We start from the raw sequence: 23,477 nt of genomic DNA on the forward strand, positions 1-23,477 counted from the left end.
GGTATCTTTCGGCTGTTTCACGCTTTAATATCTGTGCTCCTTTTATGAAATACATTGGATTCCTACTTCTCTGTTTTATTTCCTACAACGCATTTCCACAAGATGGATTTTCCGAATTTGAAACCTATCCAGCTTTTTCTGAATGTTCAGAAATAGATTTTAATGGAGAGGAAGCTTGTTTTAAGAATACCTTGATGAAAAAGGTAACCGAGAATTTTCAGTTGCCTGCAAAGGTTTCTGAAGAAAATTATAAAGGAGAAATGATCATCCTTTTTGAAGTTACCAAAGAAGGAAAGTTCAAGGTGCTTTATGTAGATGCAATTTATCCTGAATTAAAAGAAGAAATACGGCGTGTTTTTGATGAGTTGCCCAGTATTTCACCGGCAACATACAACGGCAAGCCTGCCTATGCACAGTTTAGGTTCCCTTTAAAGATTCCAATAGGATATACCAAAATGGTCCCTCCTTCATCTGAAGCTGCTGTTGTAAAAGAATCCAGATCTATTAAGAAGAAAAAAACGCTGACTGAATATGATAGCATTGTATCCAAGCCATTTATCAGCAAAATAAACTCCAGCAATTTGTTTGTGCCGCTTTCTCATGAGCGTTACAATAGGTTTGATGCGGAGATGAATAGAGTTGGAAATAATAGTCACACAGCTACCAAACCTTATATATACAATGAAGTTTCCAGGTATTACGATTTTGATGCCGAATTTAAGGAAGGCAATACCCGTAAAACTTGGACGGGAAGAAAAATTTGGGACGAACATTTAGTTGCTTTTCAGGGTGAGAATTACTGGTTTACCGGAGATGCGGTTCTGGATCTTCAAGTAGGAAAAGATTTTCAGAGTGATATTGCATTTACTTATAATAATACCCGTGGTGCCATTTTCCAAGGAGGCTTGGGAAAGAATTTTAATTTCTATACGGTGGTTTTTGAAAGTCAGGGCCGCTTTGCCGATTATTTTAATAGGTATGCAGAAAGTATTGGCCCGTTTGGCGGAAATCCTGCGATTGTTCCCGGGAGGGGAATTGCAAAAGAGTTTTTAGAGGATGGTTATGATTTTCCTGTGGCCGAAGGATATTTGTCTTATAAAGTTTCAGATTTCTTCAACGTGCAATTTGGGCATGGCAAAAATTTTATTGGCGATGGTTATCGGTCATTGTTAATGAGCGATATTGCTAGTCCGTATCCATATTTGAAATTAAACACCAATTTTTGGAAACTAAAATACACCAATACATTTATGTCTTTGCGTGATGTAAGGGAAGAGGTGTCTGCGGAAGGTTCCTATAGAACAAAATATATGGCCAATCATTACTTGAGTTTGAATCTAACCAAGAGATTTAATCTTGGTTTGTTTGAATCGGTGATCTGGCAAAATGATAATGGGCGTGGTTTCGATGTTAATTATTTGAACCCGGTGATTTTTTATAGATCTATTGAATTTTCCACAGGTGCCAGAGGTGGAAATGCAATTATTGGGATTACAGGGAAATATAAATGGAGCGATCAAATCAACCTTTATGGACAATGGATCATAGATGAATTTTCTACTGAAAAGATTTTTGGGGGCAAGCAAAGCTGGAAAAATAAGCTAGGATACCAATTAGGAGTGAAATATTTTGATGCCTTTAATGTGCCAGATCTCTATTTGCAGGCAGAATATAACCAGGTAAGGCCTTATACCTATTCTCATAATTCTGTTGTATTAAACTATGGGCACAACAATCAGTCTTTAGCCCATTTATGGGGATCTAATTTTAGGGAGATCATTGGGATTGCCAGATATAGGAGAGATCGAATTTTTGGAAGTGCCAAAGTGATCTATGGCAAACGCGGTTTCGATTTTGATGATGGCAGTGATGATAGGTATTATGGCGGAAATATTTATCGCAGTGAACGCGATCGTGCCTTTGAGGATGGAGTAAAAATTGGGCAAGGAAATACCACCACTACCTTGTTTTCTGAGGTGGAAGCAGGATATATTATAAATCCGGTGACAAATCTTAAGGTTTTTGGAAGCCTTATCTATAGAAATTTCAATCCTGGGGTAGATACCGATCTTATTTTTAAGGAAAATACGGTTTGGTTCAATGTGGGAATACGAACAGATATATTTAACTGGTACTACGAATATTAACAGTGGAACAATAATGATAATGAATAGATCCTGTTAGGTCATATCATTAGTCATCAAGAGTTTGTCTTAAATACAGACATTCTTTATTTAATCTTAGCTTATATGCTCATTTATCTATAGGGCATAATTTTTCTACTTTACAACCTGCCGAAAATTAACTTTTTCACATTCTTGCTAAAACACAATTAAGAAGTATCTTTGCGCCAAATATAAAATTGCTTTTTTTGAGTAATACAAGCGTACATACCCCTTCTGTATCTGTACTTTCAGATTTTAAGGAGATCACAAAAATGCGATTGGCAATTAGTGTGGTTTTTTCTTCTGTGGCAGGATATTTTTTGGGAGCAGAAGTGGTGAATTTTGTTGCCGTTTTGTTATTGGCAATTGGAGGGTACTGTATGGTGGGCGCATCCAATGCCTACAATCAAATAATTGAGCGGGACCTTGATGTTTTGATGGATCGCACGAAAGATAGGCCTATCCCAGCAGGAAGAATGTCTGTGAATGCTGCTTTTATTATTGCGAGTACTTTGACTATCATTGGCTTGATTGTTCTTTATATCATCAACCCCAAAACAGCTATGTTTGGGGCAATCAGCATATTTTTATATGTAAGTGTGTATACCCCGCTAAAAACCAGGACCCCATTATCTGTGTTTGTTGGAGCATTTCCTGGGGCAATTCCTTTTATGCTGGGCTGGGTGGCAGCAACAGACGAATTTAGTATAGAGCCGGGAACCCTTTTTATGATCCAGTTCTTTTGGCAATTTCCTCACTTTTGGGCCATTGGTTGGTGGTTGTTCGACGATTATAAAAAAGGGGGGTTCTTTATGTTGCCAACAGGTAAAAGGGATAAGGGCACAGCTATTCAAGTGATTTTATATACGGTTTGGACTATTCTGGTTTCCTTGATCCCTGTTTTCGGGGTTACAGGAAGGCTATTTTTAACGCCTTATGCAGGTGCCATTATTTTAGTGCTTGGCTTGGGGATGCTATATTATGCCTTCAAATTATATAAGAATCGTGATGCGGTTTCAGCTAAAAAATTAATGTTTGCAAGTGTGTCCTATATTACACTTTTGCAAATTGTTTATGTATTGGATAAATTTTTAAGAGAATGGATATAACACAAGAGACCCGACAGTTTAAAACCGGCAGAGCCAAAAAAATGATGTTATGGTTTGGAATTGCCAGTATGGTAATGATGTTTGCAGGAATTACAAGTGCCTATGTGGTCAGTAAAAATAGGCCCGACTGGATCTCGGATTTTGAATTACCTGAAACCTTATATTGGAGCACTGTGGTTATTATAATTAGCAGCATTACTTTTATACTTGCCAAAAGTGCAATTGGAAAGGGAAATCGATTACTAGGTACCGTGTTGTTATTAACTACCTTGGCATTAGGGATTGTCTTTGTTGATTTGCAATTCCGAAGTTTTTCAGAAATTATAGCATCTGGATACTATTTTACCGGGAGTGAGAGCACGATTACTACTTCGTTTATATATGTAGTGGTTTTATTGCACCTTGCCCACCTTACAGCAGGCTTGATAGTGCTTTTGGTAGTAATTTATAACCATTTTAAACAACGCTATAAAAAAGGTCAAATGCTTGGAATTGAGCTAGGTGCCACTTTTTGGCACTTTCTTGATGCGCTCTGGGTTTACCTGTTTGTGTTTTTATATTTCTTTAGATAATAAATTTGTGTATTTTTGCCATCATATAAAATCAAATTCTTCATATGGAAGCTACTGTTATTAGAACAGGCACCGAAGGTAAAACCTGGGGCGGTGGAAATGAGCCATTAAGGGCTAGTTATGGTAAATTGATGATGTGGTTCTTCATCGTTTCTGATGCACTTACATTTTCCGGATTCTTAGCTGCTTACGGTTTTTCAAGATTTAAATTCATAGATTCTTGGCCTATTGCCGATGAAGTGTTTAATCACTTCCCGTTTTTGCATGGAGTAGATGCTCCCATGTACTATGTGGCACTTATGACATTTGTTCTTATTTTCTCCTCTGTAACGATGGTTTTGGCAGTAGATGCCGGTCACCATATGAAAAAAGGAAAAGTAACCTTATACATGTTCCTTACTATTATTGGTGGAGCAATTTTCGTTGGTGCCCAAGCTTGGGAATGGAAGAATTTTATTCAAGGGGAATATGGTGCAGTAACAACCAATGGAGGAAATATTCTTCAATTTGTAAATGGCGAAGGAGAACGCGTTGCACTTGCAGATTTCGTTGCAGACTTACCAGCAACAAGGGTTGCCAATACACGAAACAATGGACTTTGGTTTACTGAAAATGAAACCCTTCCCGATTTTACCATTGACGAAGTAAAAGCGGGCTTTGCCGCTAACGATAATATCCTAATTCGTACCCTGATGTTCGACGAGAATGGCGAGAAAACCATTCTTTCGAGAGAAGAATCCCTTCGTAAATTAAATGCGGACGCTATAGGAGTGGTTCAAGGAGCCAATCTTGCCCAAAATGAGTATGGACCACCATTATTTGCAGATTTCTTCTTCTTTATAACTGGATTCCACGGATTCCACGTATTTTCTGGAGTAATGATAAACATCATCATCTTTTTCAATGTGATCTTAGGAACTTATGAGCGTCGAGGAAGTTATGAAATGGTGGAAAAGGTTGGTTTATACTGGCACTTTGTAGATTTAGTTTGGGTATTTGTTTTCACGTTCTTTTACCTGGTTTAACTCTGAAATAAATAAAAATGGCACATAGTACTACACATCAACACGAGTCCAATACCAAAAGAATTTGGTTTGTTTTCGCACTGCTTTCCGTAGTGACAATTGTAGAAGTGATCTTGGGGATCGTAAGACCGGAATTTTTAATAGACACGCATTTCCTTGCAATGAGATTGCTTAACTGGATCTTTATAATTCTTACACTTTATAAAGCATATTATATTGCTTGGGCATTTATGCACTTAGAGGGAGAAACTAAAGGCCTGCGTAGAGCAGTTATTTGGACATCGGTATTTTTAATAAGTTACCTAATGTTTATTTTATTGACCGAAGGAGACTATATCTTCGATGTTTTTAAAAGCAACCATGTGGCTTGGGATTTTTAATCCCTCATTGAGGGTTTAATATAAGTTAAAAGCATAAGAAAAGACGGTTATTTAAAACCGTCTTTTTATTTTTGTAACCCGTAACAACACGGATTTATGAAGAAATTTTTTGTACTCGGCGTTTTGTTCCTATTGCCCATAGTTGCCTATTTGTTCTTTTCTTCCGGAATAAATAATTTCGCTAAACTTCCAGTTCTTACAGAGAAGGTTATGGACATTCGAAATCTGGAGAACAATCGTGATTCCATCGTTAGCTTTCAAAACAAGATTAGTATAGTAGCGTTCTTCGGAACAGATTTGGGTGCATTAAAAGGAAACACCTTCAATTTAGATAAGAAGATCTTGGAAAAGTTCTACGGATTCGATGATTTTCAATTTGTGATCCTCCTTCCAAAAGAAGCTAAAAAACAAGCACAGCAGTTCGTTTTAGAGTTTAACAATATCGCCAATTCCAACTTTTGGAGGTTTGTCTATGGAGAGCCGGAAGAGATCGCAGCTGTTTTCAAAAGCTTTAAAACAAATTTGGAGCTGGATTACAACCTGCAAACGCCCTACGTGTTCATAATAGATAAGGATGCTAATTTGAGGGGACGGGACGACGAAGAAGAAGGATTGCTTTATGGGTACGATTCTAGATCTGTATCCGAACTTGGAAACAAAATGAACGACGATATTAAAGTGATCTTGGCAGAATATAGATTGGCATTGAAAAAATACAATTCAAAAATCAAGAACGTCGGTGCAGACCCACGTGGTATGAACTAGAAATATTTTTTAAAATTCGAGGTAAGCCTCGGGGAATTAAACCCTCAATGAGGGATTAAATAAGAAGTGATGAACAATAAATCTTATATAGGGATCTCATTAATAATCTTGATTTTTGGGATCATCTTTATTCCGAAAATAATAGATAGGATCTCCAATGAGGAGGTTGTGGAAAATGACCGATTGAGTATTGGGAAAGGACTTACCAAGTCCCATGAACTTGCTTATATAGAATTATATGGTGAGAATAAAAAAGTGCCCGATTTTCAATTCGTAAATCAAAATGGCGATACCATCTCCAATAAAGATTATTTGGGGAAAGTATATGTGATAGAATTCTTCTTTACCACCTGTCCTTCCATTTGTCCTATTATGAACAAAAATTTGCTTGAAGTGGAAAAGGAAGTAGGAGGGAACAAAGATTTCGGGATCGTATCTATTACTATAGATCCGCAATATGATACTTCGGAAGTATTGAAACAATATGCAGAAAAATATGGGATAGATAACCCAAATTGGAATTTTTTAACTGGGGATAGAGAAGACATCTATACCTTGGCAAACAAAGGTTTTGGGATCTTTGCTAACGAAGATCAGGAAGTTCCTGGAGGTTTCGCGCATTCAGGGATGTTTGCATTGATAGATAGAGAAGGCTATGTGCGCTCACGAGCAGATCAATTTGGAAACCCTATCATTTATTACAAAGGATCTATAGAACGTGGAGCCTCTGTTTTGGAAGGGGAAGAAGTCCCGCAAATAGATATTTTAATAGAAGACATTAAGAAATTACTCTGAAATGGCAAATATAAAGACAGATAGAGTTGCTGTTCCTGTAATCATTGCGCTTTCCATCCTTGTCCCTATCGTAGTTATAGTTTTAATGTATTTACCAGAACGCTATAATATTTTTGGAACACAATCTGGAAGCTTTCCATTCTTCCATGCGGTATTGAATGGAAGTACGGCACTGTTGCTTACCGTGGGTTACTTTTTAATGAACATAAAGGAGTACAAATGGCATAGAAATGTGATGATCATGGCATTTGTGCTATCATCGGTATTTCTTGTAAGCTATGTGATCTCCAAGATCAGTAATGAGCCTGTGCCTTATGGGGGAGAAGGAATATTGCGTTATATCTATTTCTTTGTTCTTATTACACATATTATACTTTCGGCAATAATAGTCCCTCTAGTGTTGTTTACTATGTACCGCGGACTTAGTGGACAATATGATAAGCACGCTAAAATTGCGCGTTGGACCTTTCCAATTTGGTTGTATGTAGCGGTAACCGGAGTTTTGGTATATGTTTTTATGTGGCCATATTATTAAATTTTTTAAATTTATAATAGAATTTTGCTGAATTAATTCTGAACTAATCAAAATGAAATTTAAAACAGTCATCGTATTATTTTTAATCGTTTTAATGCCAGTATTGGCTGAAGCACAGTGCGCCATGTGTAGAGCAGTATTGGAAAGCGAGGGCTCTGAGGCTGCCGCTAAAGGAATTAACGATGGGATTGTTTATTTAATGATCTTCCCTTACATTCTTATTGGGGGAATTGGCTTTTTCATCTTCAGATCACTTCGGAATAAAAAAACCGCAGCATAGTTTCTTAATATTCAGTTAAAATTTAACAGTTTCATAACAAATTAGACTGTAACAATTCTTCCATATACTAGTCTTATGCATATACCTAAATGAACATTAAAGTTCTATGTAGGTTTGTTCTAATTCTGTAGATATGATTGAAATTAAAGACTTGCACAAATCGTATAAAATGGGGAATAATTCGCTCCATGTTCTAAAAGGGATAAATTTTAACGTTGCAGAAGGAGAATTGGTTTCAATCATGGGTTCTTCGGGTTCTGGGAAATCCACACTTCTAAACATACTTGGAATACTGGATGAGGCCGATTCTGGTTCGTATATCTTGGATGGCCTTCCTATTAAAAACCTAAATGAAAAGATCGCGGCTCAATACCGCAATAAATTTCTTGGATTTATATTTCAATCTTTCAACCTTATATCTTACAAGAACGCCTTGGACAATGTGGCATTGCCATTGTATTATCAAGGAATAAAGCACAGAGAGCGCATAGCTATTGCCATGAATTATCTGGAAAAGGTAGGATTGGCAGATTGGGCTTCTCACCTTCCAAACGAACTTTCTGGAGGTCAAAAACAGCGTGTGGCAATTGCCAGGGCTCTAGCCTCCAATCCTAAAGTGTTATTGGCAGATGAACCTACGGGGGCATTGGACACCAAAACTTCTTATGAAGTAATGGAATTGATACAAGGGATCAACGACGAAGGCAGGACTATTTTGGTGGTAACGCATGAGCATGATATTTCCCTTATGACCAAAAGGATAGTAAACCTAAAAGATGGGGTGATCATAGACGATTCTAAAGTAGAACAAGTAAGAGCACTAAGCAATGTTTGATCTGGAGAGATGGCAAGAGATCTTTGAAACGATAAGCAAAAACAAATTGCGCACGTTTTTAACCGGACTTTCGGTAGCCTCGGGGATCTTTATATTGGTAATCCTCCTAGGAATTGGGGAAGGCATGCGAAATGGCATCTCCAAGGAATTCGAACAAGATGCATCCAATATGCTGTTTGTTTGGACCAGCGTTACTTCAAAAGAATATAAAGGATTGAATCCTGGAAGGGCAATCACTTTAAAGAATGATGATTATACCCAGACCGTGAATAATTACGAAGATCAGCTAGAATATAAATCTTCTGTTTTTAGAATTTGGAATGGAATTGTGAACTATAAAAAAGAATCTGGGAATTATAGGGTAGAAGGAGTTTGGCCAGATTATCAGTTCTTGGAAAATGCCGATATGATTGAAGGTCGTTTTGTGAATTATAAGGATAACCACAATGTGGAAAAAGTGGTGGTTCTTGGAAATAAGGTCAAGAACGATCTATTTAAAAATGGGGAAGAGGCAATTGGGAACTATGTGCAGATTTCCGAAATCAATTTTAAAGTAATTGGGGTCTTCTCGGATCCGGGAGGAGAGCGGGAAGAGTCCCGTGTGTTTTTGCCCATCTCCACAGCACAAAGGGTTTTTAATGGCGGTAACGATATAAGAAGCCTTGCTTTTACGTTGCATAAAAGGGATAATTTTGAACAAGCTTTGGCGGAATCGGAAAAATTTTCTGCGGAATTGGATACCTATTTAAAGGAAAAACACAGCGTTGCTCCAGACGATACCAGGGCAATAACCATAAACAACACCTTGGGGAATGCCAAAAGGTTCTATGACCTTATGGATATGATAAAATTCTTTTTTTGGGGAGTAGGTATATGTACCATCATAGCTGGAATAGTTGGCGTGAGCAATATAATGCTCATTATCGTAAAAGAGCGCACCAGGGAAATTGGAATAAGAAAAGCACTGGGAGCACAGCCATTGAGCATTATTGGGATGATCCTTCACGAATCTATTTTTGTGACGACCATTGCAGGATTTATCGGCCTTATTTTTAGTTTGGCTTTGCTGGAATTTGTGGGGCCATTAATAGAGACCAATTACATCGCAAATCCATCGGTGAATTTTAATGTTGCACTTTCCACCGTTTTTATATTGGTGTTTGCGGGTGCCGTGGCTGGGTTTTTCCCGGCTTGGAGAGCTGCCAGAATAAAACCCATAATCGCTTTAAGAGACGAATAGGATGTTTAGTAGAGATAAATGGAGTGAAATATTAGAGGCTTTGACCTCGAACTGGTTTAGAACCGTCCTTACTGCCTTTGGGGTGCTTTGGGGGATATTTATTTTGGTGATCCTTCTGGCAGCAGGCAAAGGATTGGAGAATGGAGTGAAGCAGGGATTTGGGGGCATTGCTACAAATTCCATGTTCATGTGGGCACAAACTCCCTCTAAACCATACAAGGGCTTGCCAAAGGGACGTCGTTATAATTTTAAGATAAGTGATGTAGAAGCTATCAAACAAAATGTTCCCAATCTAAAATATGTTTCTCCCAGGAATCAATTAGGTGGATTTGGAGGTGCAAACAATGTGGTGCGTGGCCTTAAAACCGGAGCTTTCAATGTGTATGGGGATTACCCAGAGGTGATAAAGCAAGAACCCATGGATATTACTTCCGGAAGGTTCGTGAACTACTCGGATATCGAGCAGAATAGGAAAGTGGCGATATTGGGAGCGGGTGTAATTAAAGATATGTATGATCCCGTAGAAGAAGTTATAGGTTCTTATATCAAGATCAACGGGGTGAATTTTATGGTGATTGGCACCTATAAAAAGAAAGGGAACAATGGGAATCCGGAAGAAGCCCAAAAACAAATCTTTGTTCCTTTTACAGCTTTTTCCCAAGCCTTTAATATGGGAGAAACTGTAGGTTGGATGGCTATTACTGCTGAAGACGGTTCTTCGATAACCAATTTGAAATCTGAGGTGTTTGATGTTATTAAATCCAGACATTCCTTGCATCCTGAAGATGACAGGGCAATTGGGAATTTTGATCTTTACCAGGAATTCAGCAAGGTAAATGGTTTGTTCGTTGCTTTGAAGGCGGTGGCCTATTTTGTAGGGATTTTGGTGTTGCTTTCAGGAATTATTGGGATTTCCAATATCATGCTTATTGTGGTAAAAGAGCGCACCAATGAAATTGGGGTTCGTCGCGCACTGGGAGCAACCCCTTGGGATATTAGAGGCCAAATATTAATGGAATCCATCTTTTTAACCATTATCTCCGGGATGTCTGGAATTGCCTTGGCAACAGCTGTGATTGCCCTGGTGAATATGCAGTTGGATGGCGTAGATACTTCAGAAATGATGTTTGCCAACCCAAGTGTAAATCTTGGGGTGGTGTTTATAGCCCTTAGTATATTAATAATTTCTGGATTATTGGCTGGATTGATACCGGCACAAAACGCTATAAAAATCCAGCCTGTAGATGCCTTAAGAACAGAATAACAACAACTTGATTAAATACCAATTAAAATGAAAAAAGTAGTTACAGTAATAATTCTCATAGTAATCGCGATCACCTTCGTAGGTGCTTTGTATTATTTATTTCAAAAAAATCAGGAAGATCCGGTGGTTTACGAGACCGAGACCCCCAGCAAACAAGATATTGTAAAGAAAACTGTAGCTACGGGAAGCATTGTTCCTAGAGAAGAGGTTTTAATAAAACCAAACATCTCCGGAATTATAGATGAGATCTATATTGAGGCCGGCGATGCTATAAAGGCTGGCGATCTTATCGCAAAAATCAGGGTGATCCCCAATGTGTCTTCTTTGCAAAGTGGAAAGGATGCTGTTGCAACGGCAAAGATCAATTTGGATACCGAAAAGAAACTATACGACCGTCAAAAATCCCTTTTCGATAAAGGGGTGATCTCTGCAAACGATTGGGACAATGCACAAGTTGCCTACCAAAGATCGCTTCAGAATTACAAATCGGCACAGCAGAACTACGAGATTGTAAAAACAGGGACAACTAGAGGGCTTGGGAGCTCGGCAAATACCCTTATTCGGTCTACAATAGATGGAATGGTACTGGATGTCCCTGTAAAAGAAGGAAACCAGGTTATTGAAAGCAATAACTTCAATGACGGGACTACCTTGGCCACCTTGGCAGATGTGAACAACATGATCTTTGAAGGAAAAGTAGATGAAAGCGAAGTTGGGAAGATCAAAGAAAACCTTCCGTTGGAAATTACGGTGGGAGCCATAGAGAACAAAAAATTCGATGCTGTCCTGGATTATATAGCACCAAAAGGGATTAGTGAGAATGGTGCTATTCAATTCAATATTAAAGGAACATTGAACAAAGCGGATACCACATTTATAAGAGCGGGCCTTAGCGCAAATGCTTCCATTATTCTAGCTAAAGTAGACGATGCTTTGGCTGTTAAGGAAGCCTTGATCCAGTTTGATCCCAAAACACAAAAACCATTTGTAGAAGTGATGACCGGCGATCAGGAATTCGAAAGGAGGGATATCGAATTGGGGGTGAGCGATGGGATCTATGTTCAGGTTTTAAGCGGAATTTCAGAGAGCGATAAGATCAAGATCTGGAATCAGGTGAAACCAGCTCAAGCCATGAAAAACAACTAGTCTCAACTTTTGTGTAACAACTTCCTATTTCCTAAGACAAATATTTCACAACCTTAATTATGAAAAAATCAATTTTACTCGCTTGCTTGTTTTTAATTGCTGCAGGTATTACTGCACAAACTAAAAAGTGGAGCTTGCAAGAATGCGTAGCCTATGCTTTAGAAAACAACATCTCTATTAAACAATCTGCTTTAGATGTAGAGGTTGCAGAAATAGAACGTTCAGACGCGATTGGGAATTTTATTCCTTCCTTAAATGCCAATGTTAATTTGGCAAGTAATGGGGGTTTAAGTATAAACCCAACCAATAACAGGTTCGAGAACACAAGATTTACTTCAGCTTCTGGTGGAGCGTCCACATCCTTGACATTATTTGATGGGCTTAGAAATCTAAGACAAATGGAGCGTGCAAAAATCTCAAAACTAGCGAACCAATATTCTTTGGAAAAAATGAAGGATGATATCGCCCTTTTTGTGGCCAATTCGTATTTGGAGGTTTTGTTCAACAAACAAAATTTAGAAGTTTTAAGATCCCAAAATACCATTACCAAAGATCAATTGAGCAGGACCCAGGATTTGGTGGATGCTGGCGTTTTGCCAAAAGGGGATCTCTTGGAAATTCAGGCAACGGCTGCAAACGAGCAACAACGAATTATAGTTGCCGAAAACAATATCCAAATATCATTGATTAGCCTTGCGCAATTATTATTGATCAAGGATTATCAGAATTTTGATATTGTTGAAAGGGATTATGAAATAGTAGGAAATGAGATCTTGGCAAATTCTCCTTACGAGCTTATTGAAAAGGCGAAGGAAGAGCGATATGAAATTAAAATTGCCGAAGAGCAAAAATCGATCGCGGAAAAAGATGTGCAAATTGCTAAAGGTGCCTATTTGCCAACACTTTCAGCATTCTATAATTACAACACCCGCTATGCCGATAATGATAGTTTCAATAGGGATTTTACGCAGCAATTGTATGAAAATGATGGAACTTCCTATGGACTTCAGCTTAATATTCCAATCCTAAATGGTTTTGCTACAAGAAATCAAGTAAAGCGAAACATGATAAACGTGGAACGGGCAGCGTACCGCTTGGAGCAGGCAGCATTGGATTTGGAAGCAAACGTGTATCAGGCGTATGTGGATGCCCAAGGAGCATTGAAAGCTTACGAAGCGGCACAAGCAGCATTAGATGCGCAAGATCAGGCTTATTTGTATGCGACAGAGCGTTTTGATGTGGGGCTTACCAATGCCTTCGATTTTAGCCAGTCCAAAGTAAGGTTGGAAAATGCACAAACAGAATTATTGCGAACTAAATACGATTATATATTCAAATTAAAGGTGATCGAGTTATATTTTGGAATGCCGGTAACCGATCTTAAATTTTAAATCATGAAGAAAAAAACACTTCTTATTATTGGTGTAATTGCAGTTTTATTAATAGTCCTCCTTGTAGTGGGTAAAAAAGCCGGATGGTTTGGTGCTTCAGGAAATTTAAAAGAAGTAGAGATCACAAAGATCGAGCCTTTGGAAATTATAGAAACTGTTGCCGCTACAGGGAAAATTCAGCCAGAGATCGAAGTGAAGCTTTCTTCTGAAGTGTCCGGGGAGATTATAGATCTTCCAATTGTTGAAGGTCAAATGGTGGAAAAGGGAGATCTTTTAGTTCGGGTTAATCCAGATATTTATCAGTCTAATTTACAGCGTTCCAGAGCCGGTCTTCAGAATGTAAGAGCAAATTATGCGCAATCTGAGGCAAGCTTAAAAGAAGCAAAATCCAATTACGAGAGAAATAAGACCTTGTTCGATAAAGGGATTATCTCTAAAGCAGAATGGGATCAGATTGTTGCGGCTTACGAGCGGTCCGAAGCTTCCAAAAACGCGAGTTATTATAGCATGCAAAGTGCCGCGGCAACGGTTACCGAAGCTACAGATAACTTGGCAAGAACCACCATTTATGCACCAATGCGCGGAACCATCTCTAAGCTAGACGTAGAGTTAGGGGAACGTGTTGTGGGAACGCAACAAATGGCAGGAACCGAAATTATGCGTGTGGCCAATCTTTCCAAAATGGAAGTTGAGGTAGATGTAAACGAGAACGATATTGTAAAGGTTTCTGTAGGGGATAGCACTCAAGTAGAGGTAGATGCTTACCTGAAAAGGGAATTCAAAGGCGTGGTTACAGAAATTTCCAACTCTGCAATTCAAGGTTTAACAGCAGATCAGGTAACAAACTTTAAGGTTAAAGTTCGTATTCTTGAATCTTCTTACCAAGATCTCTTGGAAGGAAAAAAGGAAAATTATTCTCCTTTTAGACCGGGGATGACTGCCACAGTAGACATTATTACACGTAGAAAAAGCAATGTTATTGGGGTGCCTATTAGCGCAATTGTAATTAAAAACGATACTACCACCACCAAAAAATCTTCAGTAAAAAAAGACGACTCAAAAGAAAATAAAGACGAAAAATTTGAAACTGTCTTTGTTAAAGAAGGAGATAAGGCTAAATTGCGCGTTGTGAAGACTGGAATTCAAGACGATAGAAATATCGAAATTATTTCAGGTCTTGAACCAGGAGAAGTAGTGATAACAGGGCCTTACAACACCGTTACAAAGTCTTTAAAATCTGGTGATGAAGTGACTTTGCTTAAAGAGGAGAAGAAGCCCACAGAATAAATAACAAAACAATTGCATACTATACTTTGTATTGAAACCGCCTCCACCAATTGCTCTGTAGCAATTGGTGTGAACGGGAAATTACTTGCCTTAAAAGAAGATTACGATTCCAACTATTCCCATGCGGAAAGGCTCCATAATTTTATAAAAGAAATAGTTGCCGAAAATGGCCTGGAACTCTCAGATATTGATGCTATTGCTGTAAGCAAGGGCCCGGGGTCATACACCGGTCTTCGAATTGGGGTATCTGCTGCCAAAGGCTTGTGTTTCTCCTTGGATCTCCCATTAATCTCTGTGCCCACACTTACGTCTTTAGCCATGCAAGTGGAAGATGACGTTGTAGCCATTCCCATGATGGACGCCAGGCGCATGGAAGTTTATACTGCTGTATTCGACAAGGATCGAAATCAAATTGAAGAGACTTCGGCAAAAATTTTAGATGCAGAATCTTATAAGGAATACCTAGATGCACAACTGGTTTATTTTATAGGAAGCGGTGTAGAAAAATTCCAGAACATTTGTGAGCATCCCAATGCTCGGTTTATAAAAAACAAGTTGCCATCTGCTGCTCAAATGGTGAAACTCGCAACTATAAAGCACAAAAAAAGCGACTTTGAGGATGTCGCTTATTTTGAGCCTTTTTACTTAAAAGATTTTATGCTGGGATAGTTTTAGCTTGCTCCTTCTTCTTCTTCTCCTTTTTCTTTTTTATCTGAATGATTATAGAAATGCACATCTCTTTGTGGGAACGGAATTCCTACTCCAGCTGCTTCCAATCTCGTTTTTGCTTCTTCAATCGTATACCAGTGACAATCCCAAAAATCTTCATTGAATGCCCAAAAACGTAGGGATAGGTTTACAGCACTATCCGCAAGCTCGGTAACTACAACTTGAGGCGCCGGCTCTTTAAATATTTTCTCTTGCTCTGCCATAAGATTTACAAGAATGTCTTTAGCCAACTTAATATCGCTATCGTAAGAGATACCAATAGTAATTGCATCTTTTCTCTTTCCTTCAACGGTATAATTTATAATATTATCATTGGTAAGCTGCCCATTTGGGATTACAGCCAACTGATTCCCAAAAGTGGTTAATTTAGTATAGAATAAAGTGGTTTCCTTCACTGTTCCAGAAACACCTTGTGCCTCGATAAAATCTCCAACTTTAAAGGGTTTTAAAGCGATTATGAGGACACCTCCTGCAAAATTAGAAAGAGAACCTTGAAGAGCTAATCCAACAGCAAGTCCAGCGGCACCTATAATTGCAACCAAAGAAGTGGTTTCTACCCCCAGTTTTGTGATCACTACAACAAAAAGTAAAATTTTAAGTGTCCAATTGGTGAGACTAACTATAAAGTTTTCAAGCGTTTCGTCAAAATCTGCCTTATCAAAATATTTTCTAATATACCCAACTATAAGATTGATTATCCAAAGCCCAAATACCAGTAAGAATATAGCAAAAACCAGACTCGGTAAAAAATCGATAAATTTATCGGCATATTCTTTTGCTATAGATTCCCAGTTGTCCAAGTATTTCATGTAATTTTAATTTTTTGCAAAAAAAAGGTATTTATTGCGGGATAGATAATTTTTGCTGTTTAAGTATTGTTAAATCTATTTTATTAACCCTAAAGCTGAATTTATTGTTTTCACAGGAAGCTGGCAGGCTCCGTTGGTACACACGTAAATAAGGTCTTGCCCTTCTTTGAACCGATGCTTAAAAAGGGGGGAATTAGAGCTCTCCATTTTTGAACCTGCGAGTAGCACATTGGGAAGATAATACGTGTTGAGTTCCTCTAACAATTTTTTTGCATTGGTCCCCATGATCACAACTTCATAAAAACCATGGGTAAAATTCAATTTAAGGTTTAACCAGTTGGAATATCCTTGTGGATAATCTTTAAGCTGAGGAGCTACCGCATTTATCATTTTTTCTGAAATTCTATAGAAATTTTCCTCCGCAAAATATTTAGAGAGTTTGAACAGGTTTTGGGCCATTACAGAATTAGAGGCAGGAATTACATTGTCTGAAAGCTCATAGCTTCTGGTAATAAGTGGCTGGTCCTTCTTTGAAGTAAAATAAAACAGTCCCGACTTAGAATCATGAAAATTTTGGATACCATAATCCATTAGTTTTTTTGAGAAAACAAGCCATCGAAAATCAAAGGTGACTTCATATAATTTGATGAAGGCTTCAATTGTAAAAGCATAGTCTTCCAAATAGCCATTAATGGAACTTATTCCATTTTTAAATGAGCGATGAAGATTTCCTTCAGTCTTGTATAGGTACTGCTGGATAAAAGATGCATTTTTGAGGGCCGCGATTAAATATTCTTCTTTTCTGAAAACCTTATAAGCATCGACATAACCAGAGAGCATCAAGGCGTTCCAAGAGGTCAATTGCTTATCGTCCAATCTTGGTTTTTTTCTTTTGTTTCTTTCAGAAGAAAGCGTTGTGGACCAACGTGCTTTCATTTTCCTGAAATCTTCTGAACCCAGTTGATGTTTATTTAAAAATGTTGAATCTTCTTCGGTTCGAATTAAGACATATTCATTGTTTTCCCATTTCCCATAAGAATTCACGTTGTAGTATTCCTTGAAAAGGGGGAACTCTTCCTTTAGAAATTCTTTCAATTCATCAATTTGCCATGTATAAAAGGCCCCTTCTTTAAGTTTGCCATTTTTGTTGATGCTGTCTGCATCTAGCGAAGAGTAAAAAGAACCTTCCTTGGTGGTAAGATTGTTTTTTACAAATTCCAAGGTTTGTTCTACCACTTCTCGAAACCATTCATTATTAGTTGCTGCATACGCCTTGCTGTATAAACCCACCATTTGGGCGTTGTCGTACAACATTTTCTCGAAGTGTGGAATATGCCATTTTTCGTCTACAGCATATCTTGAAAAACCGCCTTCAATATGATCGTAGATGCCGCCAAAGGAAATCTTGGTCAGACTCAGCTTTACAAAATCTTCAATTTTTTCCTTATTGTAAAGTTGGGAATACTTCAGTAAAAATTCAAAATTAGAGGGGATCACAAATTTGGGAGCTTGTTTGGTTCCTCCGTAGTTCCAATCGAAATTCTTTTCTAATTTTTCAATAATAAGATCGAGGTCAATATCATTTTCAGATTGCGAGCTTGGAATCAACTGTATATTTTTAAGTCCCTCACTTAGTTTATCGGCATGTTCATGTAATTTTTCAGGATTTTCTTTATGGAGCTTCGCAATTTGTAATAGCGAGTTCTTCCAAGCTTCTTTTTTAAAATAGGTGCCGCCCCAAACCGGTCTACCATCTGGCAAGGCCACGATATTCATGGGCCATCCGCCGCTCCCGGTCATTAACTGGATAGCGCTCATATATACCATATCTATATCCGGGCGCTCTTCCCGGTCTACTTTTATATTATAATAATGAGTGTTCATGATCTCTGCCACGTCTTCATCCTCAAAGCTTTCATGTTCCATTACATGGCACCAATGGCAAGCCGCATAGCCCACACTAATAATAATCAGTTTATTATCTGCCATGGCTTTGTCCAGGATATCAGCCCCCCAAGAATGCCAGTCTACAGGGTTGTGAGCATGCTGTAAAAGGTACGGGCTGCTTTCGTGGATCAGGGAATTTGTGTGTTTTTCAGGTTTCATAAATAATAATACTGGTTGTATGATTTTGGTTGTACAGTTCTTTCGTCACCCTGAGACCTGTGATAAAAAAATTTATCTAGCGTAGGGAATTGACGTCCTTTTCATATAAGCTTATGAGATGCTGAAACAAGTTCAGCATGACGATAATTCCGCATCGTCACCCTGAATTTATTTCAGGGTCTCAATTTATTGTACTGATTCTTGGTGTCCTGATATTCTGAAACAATTCCGATAGCTATCGGAACAGAATGACGTACTTTTTCAGTTTATGACACTTTACGGATATACAATAATAATATAAGGAAACAAAAGAATCATTTAAAACAAAAAAGCCAATAACAAGTATTTCAAGTCTAGGAAGACCATTAAAATTACATGTTATTAGCTCTAGCATTCCTTCTGAAGAAAAATTTAACTCACTTCAAAGGAAATTTTCACGTTTACTCGATACTCGGTTAAATTCTCACCTTGCACTCGTGCACTTTGGTCTTTTATGTAAACAGATTTGATGTTTTTTACTGTTTTTGCCGCATGCATTACTGCATTTTTAGCGGCATCTTCCCAACCTTTACTAGAGGTTGCCATTACTTCGATCACTTTAATTACTGGCATAATATTTTTTTTAAATGGGTTATTATTAATTACCTATCTAAGGTACTAAATTATAAAGGCCTTGTTTATAAAGCTTTGTTAAATGGCCAATCCTAAGTATTTGGTTTATAAGGACTATCCGTTTATGGCTTCTACGGTTTCTACTTTTCCTTGTAGCATATCCCGCATCATGGTTTCGATCCCGTTTTTTAAGGTGGCGGTAGATGAAGGACAACCACTACAAGCACCTTGTAAAATCACTTTTACTGTTTTGGTTTCTTCATTATAAGAGTCGAAAATAATATTTCCACCATCACTGGCCACTGCGGGTTTTATATATTCTTCCAAGATCTCGATAACCTGGGTGGAAACAGGGTCTAAATTTTCCAGCTTTTTAGCTTCAGTTGAAGCAACATCTTTATCTCCAGGTTCCTTTTCAAGGGTTTCCTTTAAAACGATGTCTTTCCCGTCCTGGATATATTTAGTGATAAATTCACGCAGTTCCATTGCAATCTCATCCCAGTTTGCGATATCGTATTTATTAATGGAAATATAGTTCTCATCGATAAAAATCTCCTTTACAAAAGGAAAGTTGAACAAGGCCTGCGCTAAGGGAGCATCTGCGGTAGCATCTATATTTTTGAATTCTGCTGCAGAGATCACCAATTTTTTATTGGCAACAAATTTCAACACAGAAGGGTTGGGAGTCGTTTCGGCATAGACGGTAACTGGCACTTTTTTAGAAGGTGTGGCAGTGTCATCATCGGCTTTTATGATAATTCCATCATTGTTTAAATATTCCAACAATTGTCCTGAAACCTCTTCTTGTACATCTGCCCATTCTATTATATTATACTTTTCTATAGCTATAAAGTTTTGAGATATAAAAACGGTTTTCACAAATGGCAAATGGAATAATTGCTGTGCCAATGGGGATTTTTTGGCTTCTTCTATATTTCCAAACTCGAAACTTTCATGCCTGGTCAAAAACTGATTTGTTTCAAATTTTACAATCGCCGGATTGGACGTAGGTTCTATATTTATGGTATATGTGTTCATCTTCAATATTTTGTTGCAAAATTACTAAAACAATGTGCGGTAATCTATATATTTACAATTGTTATTCTGGTTGAGTAGATAATCTTACCTTATATTGGATTTATTCTGAATTTTAAAAGTGCTTGGGTGCTTTGCAAATTATTTGTCATTTAATGAAACTGTATTTTTCCATTAGTTTATTATTCTGTTTAATAATCTCTTCTATTGCTGAAGCGCAAGAGGTGATCCCTACCTATTCTGATTATTTAACGGACAATCTATATTTATTGCATCCCTCGATGGCAGGTGCCGCGAACTTCAATAAAATTAGGCTTACCGCAAGACAACAGTGGTTTGACGTTAAAGATGCACCGAGTTTACAAACACTAAGCGTTAATGGGCGACTGGGGGAAAAAATAGGAGTTGGAGGGATTGTTTTTAACGATAAAAATGGGAACTATTCTAAACAAGGTATTTATGCTACGTTTGCCTATCATTTATTGCTTTCTAGAAGTGAGCTGGACCTCAACCAGTTTTCATTTGGGATAAGCCTAGGCGTTATACAGCATAGTTTGGATCAATCTGGGTTTACAGCTTTTGATCCCTTGATTGGGGGTGCGAACCCATCGGATATCTATGGAAATATGGATGTTGGAATGTCCTATTATTATTTGGATTTTTTTGCACATGCTACGGTAAAAAACATACTTCCCGTAAGGAGGGAATTGTTCTATTCAGCTGCGGTGCCCAATAATCAGCGTAAATATTTGTTTTCCACGGGTTATGTTTTTGCAAGAGCAAATAGCGATTGGAGTTTTGAGCCCTCTATCTTGTTTCAGTTACGGGAGCAAACTTCAGAAAAATCTTTGGATGCAAACCTAAAGGCTTATAGAACTTTGGAATTTGGAGAGCTTTGGGGCGGCATATCCTATAGAAGGAGTTTTGAAGGCGCCGAATATACCACAGACGGTACAAAGATCAAAAATCAGCAATTGCAATATGTAACTCCGTTTATTGGATTGGAATATAAAAGGTTTCTTTTCGCCTATACGTATTCGCATCAAATAAACTCCATCGTTTTAAGTAACAATGGGTTCCATCAAATCACCTTAGGATATAATTTTGGAGAAGATAGAGGAAGATACGATTGTAAATGCCCGGCGATCAATTAAAAATCCAGGTAAGAAACTTCTAGGTTGTTTTCCTCAGCTGCTACTAATTTTGCCAATACTTTGGAGTCTGCATTGCTGAAAAGCAAATGCTTAGGCTTGTGGTCCTCATTATTCATTAGCTCGTGTTCTAAAAGGACTTTTTTGGTTTGCCTCGCTACAGCTTCCCCAGAATCTATAATGGTCACCTCTGCTGGCAAGATCTCTTTTAGCACGGGGACCAAATAAGGATAATGGCTACAACCTAAAACCAGGTAATCTATTTTAGCATCCAACATGGGTTTTAGCAGCTCGAATAATAATTCCTTTATTTCTGCGGAATTTTGCTTTCCTTGTTCAATTAGACGTACCAATCCATTTCCTACCACTTCTATAATATTGATGTCTTCGGAATAAAGCTCGGACGTCTTGGAGAACAGCTTGCTGGAAAGGGTGCCTTTTGTGGCTAGAATGCCAATAGATTTGGTTCGGGAGTTAAGTGCTGCCGGCTTAATTGCCGGTTCTATTCCAATAATAGGAAGTGGGTAGGTGTCTCTTAATATTCGTATAGCATTGGTAGTGGCCGTATTGCATGCCACCACAATAATTTTACAACCCATTGCTATTAGCTTTTCAGTGTTCTTCTTACTTAACGCTATAATTTCCTCGATTGGTTTTTCACCATACGGAGCATTTTTACTATCAGATAGATAGATGCTGTTTTCTCTTGGCAATAGCTGCATTACTTCCTTCCAAATGGAAGTGCCGCCTACGCCAGAATCAAAAAAACCAATGGGTTTAGAATTGCTCATTGGTACAAAAGTAAAAACTGCGCTTCAAGGAAGCGCAGTTTTATGAAATATTATTTGGAAAATATTACATTCCCAATTCTTTCTTTACATCTGGCATTAAATTATAACCATCTGCCATGATCACTCCAGCTCCGTTAGAAGAGTCCAAAACGTAATCGTATCCTTTTGCTCTTGCAACTTTTTGGATTGCAACACGAGCCTTTTCGTAAACCGGCTTTAAAAGATCAAGTTCTTTTTTCTGAAGATCTTGTTGTGCTTTTTGTCCGTGCTCTTGAATCCTTCTTTGAGTTCCTTGTAGTTCTTGAGCTCTTTTTGCATTTTCTTCATCTGTTTTGGTAGCAGCTTCAGATTCGTAACGTTGCATTGTTTTTTGAGCTTCGGTCATCATATCCCTGATCTCTGCATCGTAGGTTTTTTGCAATTTTTCCAATTGTCCCATAGCTTCTTTATAAGACGGCATGGTTTCAACCAATTCTTGTGAGGCAATGTGAGCAACTTTGGATTGTGCGTTTGTAAAAGCTGTTGCTCCAATCATTAAAGCTACTGCTATAAAAAGGGTTCTAAATTGTTTCATTTTTAAAGTATTAATTGTTAAGTGTTAATGGTTTGCGTTATTTGTTAATCGTTATCTTTATTTTCTTTTTCTTCGATCTTTTGCTTTCTAACAGCATCTATCGAGTCTTTTTTGCGTTGACGTTCTGCTAATATTCTCGCTCTTCTTTCGTCGAATTCCCTTTGCTTTACAGCCCTAATAGAATCTTTTTCTTGCTTTCTTGCTTCCAAAAGAGCTTCTCTTTCATCCTTCACTTCTTGGACCGCTTGTTGCTTTTCAGCGATCTCTTTATCTTCTTCGACAGTTTGATTCTCTTCGATCTCCATTTTTGCGATCTCACCCCTGGAACTTAACTGTTCTCTTTTGGAGGCTCTTGTAATAATTCTTAAAACCTGATCGCTTATGTTATGTTTCTCTGCTGAAAAAACCATTCCCACATTAGATGTCCTATCAAAAATATAGTCATAATTCCTTTGCGTTCCAATTTCCTGGACCGCATTAAAAACCTGATCCTGAATTGGTTTTATCAATTGCTTCTTCTGAATTAAAAAATCCCCATTGGAACCAAAACGTTTTTGTTGATATTCGGCAATTTTGGATTCTTCAAAAGCGATTGTTGCTTCCCTTTCTTCAATAAGTTCCTTTGTTAATAAAGGCCCCTCTTGTTCCAGGGCAATTTTCATTGTTTCTACTTTTTTAAGATCCCTCTCCAACTCCATTTTCCACTGCTGCACTCGTTCTTCCAATTGAGTCGATGCTTCTTTATATTCAGGAACATTTGCCAAGATGAATTCCATATCTATATAAGCGATCCTATTAGGTTTCTGCGCCTGCACCAATGGCTGCAAACCTGCTAAAAAAACTAGTAGAACAAAAACTTGACGTTTCATAGTGTTGCTATT

General features: G+C 37.9%; 24 protein-coding genes. 17 read left to right on the forward strand and 7 right to left on the reverse strand.

Going from position 1 to position 23,477, the window contains the following annotated elements; translation table 11 throughout:
* Positions 1–44 precede the first annotated feature (44 nt).
* The 16 genes from JM83_RS09700 (at position 45) to tsaB (ending at position 15,458) form a co-directional block, all read left to right on the forward strand.
* Entirely contained in the window at positions 45–2,147 is a 2,103-nt protein-coding gene (locus JM83_RS09700; RefSeq protein WP_144961632.1) for a gliding motility protein RemB, read from the forward strand.
* 224 nt (positions 2,148–2,371) lie between these two features.
* Positions 2,372–3,274, forward strand: coding sequence for a heme o synthase (gene cyoE / locus JM83_RS09705; RefSeq protein ID WP_144961634.1), 903 nt, complete (start codon positions 2,372–2,374; stop codon positions 3,272–3,274).
* Positions 3,265–3,846: a heme-copper oxidase subunit III gene (locus JM83_RS09710; protein ID WP_144961636.1), complete on the forward strand. Its 582-nt coding sequence runs from the start codon at positions 3,265–3,267 to the stop codon at positions 3,844–3,846. Before cyoE ends, JM83_RS09710 begins: the two co-directional genes overlap by 10 nt.
* A 44-nt stretch (positions 3,847–3,890) precedes the next feature.
* Positions 3,891–4,871: a cytochrome c oxidase subunit 3 gene (locus JM83_RS09715; protein WP_144961638.1), complete on the forward strand. Its 981-nt coding sequence runs from the start codon at positions 3,891–3,893 to the stop codon at positions 4,869–4,871.
* Between the two features lie 17 nt (positions 4,872–4,888).
* Positions 4,889–5,251 (forward strand): cytochrome C oxidase subunit IV family protein, encoded by a 363-nt coding sequence (locus JM83_RS09720; protein ID WP_144961640.1) that lies wholly within the window; start codon positions 4,889–4,891, stop codon positions 5,249–5,251.
* Between the two features lie 96 nt (positions 5,252–5,347).
* Positions 5,348–6,016 (forward strand): hypothetical protein, encoded by a 669-nt coding sequence (locus JM83_RS09725; RefSeq protein WP_144961642.1) that lies wholly within the window; start codon positions 5,348–5,350, stop codon positions 6,014–6,016.
* Between the two features lie 69 nt (positions 6,017–6,085).
* A complete protein-coding gene (locus JM83_RS09730) occupies positions 6,086–6,811 on the forward strand; it encodes an SCO family protein (RefSeq protein ID WP_144961644.1) in 726 nt (241 codons plus the stop codon).
* A 1-nt stretch (position 6,812) separates the two neighbouring features.
* Positions 6,813–7,346 carry a DUF420 domain-containing protein gene (locus JM83_RS09735; protein ID WP_144961646.1) on the forward strand — a complete coding sequence of 178 codons (534 nt, stop codon included), beginning with the start codon at positions 6,813–6,815 and terminating at the stop codon, positions 7,344–7,346.
* Positions 7,347–7,398: 52 nt separating this feature from the next.
* Complete coding sequence (locus JM83_RS09740) at positions 7,399–7,626, forward strand: hypothetical protein (protein WP_144961648.1); 228 nt, start codon at positions 7,399–7,401, stop codon at positions 7,624–7,626.
* A 133-nt stretch (positions 7,627–7,759) separates the two neighbouring features.
* A complete protein-coding gene (locus JM83_RS09745; protein WP_144961650.1) occupies positions 7,760–8,461 on the forward strand; it encodes an ABC transporter ATP-binding protein in 702 nt (233 codons plus the stop codon).
* Positions 8,454–9,701: an ABC transporter permease gene (locus tag JM83_RS09750; RefSeq protein WP_144961652.1), complete on the forward strand. Its 1,248-nt coding sequence runs from the start codon at positions 8,454–8,456 to the stop codon at positions 9,699–9,701. The genes JM83_RS09745 and JM83_RS09750 overlap by 8 nt, the downstream gene beginning before the upstream one ends.
* A gap of 1 nt (position 9,702) precedes the next feature.
* Positions 9,703–10,965, forward strand: coding sequence for an ABC transporter permease (locus tag JM83_RS09755; protein WP_144961654.1), 1,263 nt, complete (start codon positions 9,703–9,705; stop codon positions 10,963–10,965).
* A 27-nt stretch (positions 10,966–10,992) separates the two neighbouring features.
* Positions 10,993–12,111, forward strand: coding sequence for an efflux RND transporter periplasmic adaptor subunit (locus JM83_RS09760; RefSeq protein ID WP_144961656.1), 1,119 nt, complete (start codon positions 10,993–10,995; stop codon positions 12,109–12,111).
* Positions 12,112–12,170: 59 nt separating this feature from the next.
* Positions 12,171–13,502, forward strand: a complete 1,332-nt coding sequence (locus JM83_RS09765; RefSeq protein ID WP_144961658.1) for a TolC family protein — start codon at positions 12,171–12,173, stop codon at positions 13,500–13,502.
* Positions 13,503–13,505: 3 nt separating this feature from the next.
* On the forward strand, positions 13,506–14,789 hold the full coding sequence (locus JM83_RS09770; RefSeq protein WP_144961660.1) for an efflux RND transporter periplasmic adaptor subunit: 1,284 nt from the start codon (positions 13,506–13,508) through the stop codon (positions 14,787–14,789).
* A 12-nt stretch (positions 14,790–14,801) separates the two neighbouring features.
* Positions 14,802–15,458, forward strand: a complete 657-nt coding sequence (gene tsaB, locus JM83_RS09775; RefSeq protein ID WP_144961662.1) for a tRNA (adenosine(37)-N6)-threonylcarbamoyltransferase complex dimerization subunit type 1 TsaB — start codon at positions 14,802–14,804, stop codon at positions 15,456–15,458.
* A gap of 2 nt (positions 15,459–15,460) precedes the next feature.
* Here the strand turns inward: tsaB and JM83_RS09780 are convergent, their stop codons facing one another.
* From JM83_RS09780 to JM83_RS09795, 4 genes are all read right to left on the reverse strand, one after another.
* Entirely contained in the window at positions 15,461–16,327 is an 867-nt protein-coding gene (locus tag JM83_RS09780; RefSeq protein WP_144961664.1) for a mechanosensitive ion channel family protein, read from the reverse strand.
* A gap of 75 nt (positions 16,328–16,402) precedes the next feature.
* The gene (locus JM83_RS09785) at positions 16,403–18,433 is read right to left on the reverse strand and encodes a thioredoxin domain-containing protein (protein WP_144961666.1); all 2,031 of its coding nucleotides are present in this window, start codon (positions 18,431–18,433) and stop codon (positions 16,403–16,405) included.
* Between the two features lie 411 nt (positions 18,434–18,844).
* Positions 18,845–19,045, reverse strand: a complete 201-nt coding sequence (locus tag JM83_RS09790; protein ID WP_144961668.1) for a dodecin family protein — start codon at positions 19,043–19,045, stop codon at positions 18,845–18,847.
* Positions 19,046–19,159: 114 nt separating this feature from the next.
* Positions 19,160–20,083 (reverse strand): NifU family protein, encoded by a 924-nt coding sequence (locus tag JM83_RS09795; protein WP_144961670.1) that lies wholly within the window; start codon positions 20,081–20,083, stop codon positions 19,160–19,162.
* A 152-nt stretch (positions 20,084–20,235) separates the two neighbouring features.
* Between JM83_RS09795 and JM83_RS09800 the strand changes: the two genes are divergently transcribed.
* Positions 20,236–21,234: a type IX secretion system membrane protein PorP/SprF gene (locus JM83_RS09800; protein WP_144961672.1), complete on the forward strand. Its 999-nt coding sequence runs from the start codon at positions 20,236–20,238 to the stop codon at positions 21,232–21,234.
* On the opposite strand, the gene murI is transcribed toward JM83_RS09800, so the two are convergent.
* The 3 genes from murI to JM83_RS09815 form a co-directional block, all read right to left on the reverse strand.
* Positions 21,231–22,022, reverse strand: coding sequence for a glutamate racemase (gene murI / locus JM83_RS09805; RefSeq protein ID WP_144961674.1), 792 nt, complete (start codon positions 22,020–22,022; stop codon positions 21,231–21,233). The genes JM83_RS09800 and murI overlap by 4 nt on opposite strands.
* 64 nt (positions 22,023–22,086) lie before the next feature.
* Positions 22,087–22,596 carry an OmpH family outer membrane protein gene (locus JM83_RS09810; protein ID WP_010228043.1) on the reverse strand — a complete coding sequence of 170 codons (510 nt, stop codon included), beginning with the start codon at positions 22,594–22,596 and terminating at the stop codon, positions 22,087–22,089.
* A 44-nt stretch (positions 22,597–22,640) separates the two neighbouring features.
* Positions 22,641–23,465 carry an OmpH family outer membrane protein gene (locus tag JM83_RS09815; RefSeq protein WP_144961676.1) on the reverse strand — a complete coding sequence of 275 codons (825 nt, stop codon included), beginning with the start codon at positions 23,463–23,465 and terminating at the stop codon, positions 22,641–22,643.
* Positions 23,466–23,477 lie beyond the last annotated feature (12 nt).

This window comes from Gillisia sp. Hel_I_86 (genome assembly GCF_007827275.1).
Classification (GTDB): Bacteria; Bacteroidota; Bacteroidia; order Flavobacteriales; family Flavobacteriaceae; genus Gillisia.